Source organism: Thalassospira sp. UBA1131 (assembly GCF_002311515.1).
Taxonomy (GTDB): Bacteria; Pseudomonadota; Alphaproteobacteria; order Rhodospirillales; family Thalassospiraceae; genus Thalassospira.
On sequence record NZ_DCAO01000104.1, the window covers coordinates 211,528 to 212,158 of the forward strand.

Consider the following 631-nt stretch of genomic DNA (forward strand, 5'->3'; position numbering starts at 1 on the left):
ACGATATACGGGCTGTCAAAGATGCCTTCGCCAAACTGGAAGGTCAGGACAATCGGCCACATCGCAAGGGCGGCGGCGGCCGGTGCCGGAACCCCGGTAAAGAACCGATAGGCCCATGTCGGCAATTCCGGTTCGCCCAGCATCTGGGTGTTAAAGCGCGCCAGACGCAGCATCATGCAAACCGCAAACAGCAGCGACAACGCCCAGCCAATGCCACCAAATTCATGCAGCGACCAGAAATACAGCATCATCGCCGGTGCGACGCCAAAGCAGACAAAGTCCGACAAGCTGTCGAGTTCACCACCAAAGCGGCTGGACGCATTAAGCATGCGGGCCAGACGGCCATCAAGACCGTCAATAATCCCGGCAATCAGAATGGCGGCAACGGCGGCCTCCCAGCGATCCTGCATCGCAAAGCGGATCGAAGTCAGACCGGCACACATGCCCATTATCGTTGCCACATTGGGCACCAAGCGTGTCAGCGACAGCGCCTTGAAGCGACGGGGACGACGAATGGGATCAATGCCGCCTGCCATTAGCGGATCTCCCCGACCGCGGCTTCCTTGCCCTTGGCCGATACATCGGCAAGAACAGTTTCACCGGCAATCGTGGTTTGACCGACAATCACGTT

1 protein-coding gene is annotated in these 631 nt (G+C 58.6%); it reads right to left on the reverse strand.

Annotated elements, in window-relative coordinates; translation table 11 throughout:
- A partial coding sequence (gene pssA / locus B3Z49_RS17135; protein ID WP_296993067.1) for a CDP-diacylglycerol--serine O-phosphatidyltransferase occupies positions 1-536 on the reverse strand: 536 nt, incomplete at its 3' end.
- Positions 537-631: the final 95 nt, after the last annotated feature.